Consider the following 5563-nt stretch of genomic DNA (forward strand, 5'->3'; position numbering starts at 1 on the left):
AACAATCTATTGAAAACATAAAAACTGAATTTACAAATAGCAAATTAAATTATAAAAAAATCAGCAAAAATAGTAATCAACAAATTGTATTACAATTTGATAATACGGATGATCGCAATAAAGGTATTACTAAAATTAATGGATTGCGAGATTACAAAGTAGCTTCTCAAACAGACAGCAGTATTGTTGTCGATATCAGTGAACAACGTTTACAACAAACTAAAAATGATGCTGTGCAACAAAATACCACTATTTTACGTAATCGTGTTAATCAACTAGGCGTTGCCGAACCTATTGTTCAACGCCAAGGTGCTGATCGTATTGTAGTTGAATTACCAGGTATTCAAGACACCGCGTTAGCTAAGCGTATTTTAGGGGCAACAGCGACGCTTGAGTTTAGACAAGTTAACGAAGAAAGCACACCAAATTTACCGGCCATTATCAATGGTGATATGCGCGTTCCTTATGGTTCAGAAATTCAGTATATGGAAAATGGACGTCCTGTATTACTTTATAAACGTATTGTATTAACAGGAAATCATATTACTGATTCTTCATATCGTGTTAATCCATATGGATTACCTGAAGTTGCTATTACGCTTGATGGCACAGGCGGTAAAAAAATGTTTGATTTTACTCAAAAAAATCTTCATAAATCGATGGCAACCTTATTTGTTGAATACAAAGATACAGGAAAACGCGATGAAAACGACAAGCCGATTCTTGAAAAACAAGAACGAGTTATTAACGTCGCGACTATTCAAGGTATTTTTAGTGATCGTTTCCAAGTAACGGGTATAGGTAGTATTGATGAAGCTAAAAATTTATCGCTATTATTACGTGCAGGGGCATTAATTGCACCGATCCAAATTATTGAGGAACGAACTGTTGGGCCATCCATGGGGCAAGAAAATATCACTCAAGGCTTAGAATCTTGTGTATGGGGTTTGGCGGTTTCAGTTATTTTTATGTTAGTAATGTATCGCCTATTTGGTGTGTTTGCTAGCCTTGCATTAGTTGCAAACTTAATTTTAATTGTTGGCGCAATGTCTTTACTTCCTGGGGCAACGCTAAGCATGCCGGGTATTGCTGGTATTGTATTGACCGTAGGTATGGCTGTTGATGCTAATGTACTGATTAACGAAAGAATAAAAGAAGAGCTGAGTAATGGTCGAAGTGTGCAACATGCAATTAATGAAGGATATGCAGGAGCTTGGAGCAGTATTTTTGATGCCAATCTTACTACTTTAATTACTGCGGTTATTCTTTATGCAGTTGGTACTGGTTCAATTAAAGGCTTTGCTATTACGTTAGGTATCGGTATCGTTACATCAATGTTTACATCGATTGTTGGTACTCGCGCATTAGCCAATCTTATTTATGGCGGTCGTCGCGTTAATAAGTTATCAATTTAGAGGTTTATTGTGATTATTAATAAAAAAGAAAATCATGATGTTAGAGAATTAAATCATGGTCGCAGAGTCCTCGACTTTTTAAAATTTGGCTTCGTTGCTTTTGTTATTTCTATGCTCTTAGTTGTAGCGTCTTTTGTCGTTATTTTTGTTAAAGGATTCAATCTAGGACAAGACTTCACTGGCGGAACAACAGTCGAGCTTACCGTAACAAAAAATGTTAATCTTGATGATATTCGTAATAGTTTACGCGATGCAGGCTATCATGAGCCGATAGTACAATATTACGGTAGTAGTAAAGATATCATCATTCGGTTACCTTCGGCTAAGCAAGAAGACAATACCTCATCGGCTATTGATAATGCGCTAGGTACAAAAATTTCCAATTTAATACATAAAGATATTGATGCAGATGCTCAAATCAAACGTATTGAATTTGTAGGTCCAACTGTTGGCGCTGAACTTGCTCAAGATGGTATTTTGGCAATCTGTGCCGCATTAGTTTGTATTTTAATCTATATTGCATTCCGTTTTGAGTGGCGATTTGGTACTGGAGCGGTTGTTGCTTTAGCGCATGATGTCGTCATTACTGCAGGTTATCTATCACTATTTGAACGAGAATTAGATTTAACGATTATTGCTGCCATGTTATCCATCATTGGTTATTCACTCAACGATACTATTGTTGTCTTTGATAGAATTCGTGAAAATTTTAGAAAGATACGCCGTGCAGAACCTTATGATGTAATTAATATCTCATTAACGCAAACGTTGCATCGTACTTTAATGACATCAGGGACAACACTTGTTGTGGTGATTATTCTATATATCTTTGGTGGTTCAATGTTAAAAGGATTTTCTGAAACATTAGGGGTAGGTATTGTGCTTGGTACCATCTCATCAATTTATGTGGCGGCTTATATGTCACTTAAATTAGGCGTAAAAAGAGAACACTTTATGCCACCAAAAATTGAAGCAGAAGGAGCTGATCAACCTTCAATATTACGCTAATTGTTTAAACTCTGCCATTAATTGGCAGAGTTTCATTAGACTATTTTTAAAACAAATGATACCAAATTGATTGACACCTACCCTTTAGTTGCATATTATTAGCCACAGTTTTATCCCTTTCTTTTGGGGCCATAGCTCAGCTGGGAGAGCGCAACGCTGGCAGCGTTGAGGTCAGGGGTTCGATCCCCCTTGGCTCCACCAATTTAATAAATGGTAACATTCTTTAAAGCATACCAAACCTAGCAATTTTAGAACTAAAATTTGTTGGTGATAAAATTATTTAAAGATTGCAACAAATGGAATTAGACTCTTTCGAAAAACGACGTAACACCACATTAGATGAAATATTAAACAAAGGCGCTTTGTTAACTGGATCATCATGTTGAAAAAATAGCCACCAAGCAAAAACTGCCATCCAAAATATTTTAGCTTTGGTTAATCAAATATGATTAATCTACCGCATTAATTAATTGAGATAAAAGCCTAATTCTTTAGTGTAAAAACAAGATACTTTTTCCTTTTCAATTAAAACAATTATTGCATTAGGCCTATGTATCTTTTGCCTTAATTTTTCTAGATGGTGCTGTTCTAGTTGTGGAATTGCACTTTTTATTCTATTCCATTTTGATACACTAATTGTAAGATGGCTTTGTTCCCAAGCATATTCACTACTACTACAGTAAGGAACGATTTTATCATCTTGCTGATAAGCTAAATAAAGATCAATATTATCTCTTGATAAACGGGTAGATACTTCAATTTCATGATCCCATTCAGCATTGAATTGCTCTCGGCTATAACAATTTTTAAAATTCAATATCATACTTTTAGCTTGTGAACTTTGCCCAAGTTGTTGTCCTAATTCTTTATAAAAAACCGCTTGTAAACCTTTTGGTGGCTCAAGATCGCTATGATAAACTGATTCAATGAGTAATCTGGCATCTTCGGGCATTTTTATGGCGCCTTTTTGACGTAAGATTCGTTGCGTGAACCATAAATAAGCATGATTAGCGTAAACATACTTAGTATTGCCAAATTCTGGGTAATCTAGCCATTCTTCGGTTGGATTGTCATTCCAAGTTGGCGCAAATATCGTTAATATTGGTTTATCTCGATCATCGCAAGGTTGATTTTGGTTTGTGGATAGTTTGATATTTCCTTGTTTATCTCGTACATGTCGTTGTAAACGACCTGCACGTTGTATCAATAAATCAATTGGGGCAATATCACTAATCATTTCGTCAAAATCGAGATCTAATGATTGCTCAATGACTTGAGTTGCAATAATGATCTTTCCTGAGCGAATTGTGTGATTTGAGGTTTTTCCTGCCCATGCTAACGTTTTTTGTTCGATATCCAAGCGATCACAATATGCAAAGCGACTATGAAATAGCAAGATTTGTTTACTATCAATATTCAACTCTTGCTGTAGTTGTTGATATAAACTAATTGCGTCAGCCACACTGTTTTTTATCCAGCAAATAATTTTCCCTTGCTGGATGGCAATCTTAATTTTTTCTATACCAGAATCAATACTATCAATCCAGTCAATATCAACTTGCCGCTTTACTTCATCTCTTGTCTCTATTGCTTGTTCGACTAAGCCCTGTTGATTGAGTTGTGTCAATAAAGGAAAAGGTAAATCTGAATTTAGCGTTAAAGGCGATTGATTTGAATTTAATCCTTTATAAAAAGCATTAAGCAATTTTTCACGTAGAAAAAAGGGTAAAGTTGCGGTAAGTATAATCGCACTCCCTCCTTGTGAAAAATGATACTGTAACAGTGATTCTAATAATTTCGCCATATAACTATCATAAGCATGAACTTCATCTAAAATCAGTAACTTATGTCGTAGTCCTAATAGCCGCAACGATTGATGTTTAAACGGCATAACTGCCATTAAAGCTTGATCTAGCGTTCCAACTCCAACTTCAGCAAGCAATGATTTTTTTCGTGTGTCAACAAACCACTCATTACACTCGCTACTCGCTGAATTTTCATTTGTGAGGTATTTGGGTTGACTAAGATTATCCAAATTAATGACTGTTTGGGTAAAATTGGGATTCATATAACTTGCACCATGAGCTAGAACAAGCGATGGATGGCTGTTAGATCGATATAATTGCCCATATACCTGTGCTGTGCGTTGATATATTGCATTTGCGGTAGCTTGAGTTGGTAAGCCAATATAAATCCCTTGTGCTTTCCCTGCTGCCATTAATCGATGTGCCAAAATCATTGAAGCTTCTGTTTTACCCGCTCCAGTAACATCTTCCATAATAAATAACTCTGGGCCATTATCTGATAGTTGGCAAGATAATGCTTGCTGTTGTAAGGGGGTTGGTTTTTCAATAAATGGAAATAAGTTTTGGATACCATTGAAAGGCATAATAGGGGATTGTTGAGGTAAAGCCGCTACGGCTTTTTCAGCTCTAACTAGAGCGTAGTTTAACCAATATTCTGACAATTCCATCACATTTGAAGAAAAGGGGAAAAATTGTTGGTTGGAACCTAACCAATCACTAATAACGGTTATTGCCGCTAATAGCCAACTTAGTTTGTTAAGATTTTTACGGAATGTTTTGTCAAAAAAGCGGGTGTGGTAACTGGCTAAATTATTATCCACAATAAACAGTTGATTAATTGCTTTAATATAACCTAATGAAGCTTGCTTATCTTGTGTGTTAAATGATGAGTTACCATTGGCATCCAATATAGGCGGTTTACCATGATGGCCTGTCATGATTAATAACCAGATATTATATACCTGTTCAATATTATAATTGTATGATTCTAGCTGTATTTCTGATTTTTCAATTAAATAGTTCTGCCATAACCAGTGTCCAAGCGAATCATGTCGGGTAGTGTAACTTTTTGCTGGATCGGCGGCGACGAGCTTGGGATTATTATGCTTGAATAATTGCTGGAACCCATTAGCAAATTTACCAATATCATGCCAAGCTAAAAAGTAGGCAAACCAAAGGGCTGCGTTTTCCATCTCATCTGATGAGAAGCCAAGTTGCTCAAATAATTCAGCAGAATAAAAATAATTCTTTTTAACAATATGGTATCCACAAGCAGCGACATCTAAATTGTGATAAGCCAGTAGGTGATAATCATCGCTATCATCGCTATTGTCC

At 35.9% G+C, this 5563-nt stretch carries 3 protein-coding genes and 1 tRNA gene; 3 read left to right on the top strand and 1 reads right to left on the bottom strand.

All coding sequences use genetic code 11. The features are described 5' to 3' along the window. The 3 genes from secD to A9G30_RS00195 all read left to right on the top strand — a co-directional run. The coding region (gene secD, locus A9G30_RS00185) for a protein translocase subunit SecD (protein ID WP_065587694.1) at positions 1 to 1415 on the top strand (1415 nt) is incomplete at its 5' end. Between the two features lie 15 nt (positions 1416 to 1430). Further along, positions 1431 to 2423 (top strand): protein translocase subunit SecF, encoded by a 993-nt coding sequence (gene secF / locus A9G30_RS00190; RefSeq protein ID WP_065566199.1) that lies wholly within the window; start codon positions 1431 to 1433, stop codon positions 2421 to 2423. 125 nt (positions 2424 to 2548) lie between these two features. Then, positions 2549 to 2624: transfer RNA gene (locus A9G30_RS00195), tRNA-Ala, on the top strand. A 265-nt stretch (positions 2625 to 2889) separates the two neighbouring features. On the opposite strand, the gene A9G30_RS00200 is transcribed toward A9G30_RS00195, so the two are convergent. Then, positions 2890 to 5563: CRISPR-associated helicase/endonuclease Cas3 (locus A9G30_RS00200; RefSeq protein ID WP_065587695.1), on the bottom strand; the 2674-nt coding region annotated here is incomplete at its 5' end.

Source organism: Gilliamella sp. Fer4-1 (assembly GCF_001690515.1).
GTDB lineage: Bacteria > Pseudomonadota > Gammaproteobacteria > Enterobacterales > Orbaceae > Gilliamella > Gilliamella apicola_C.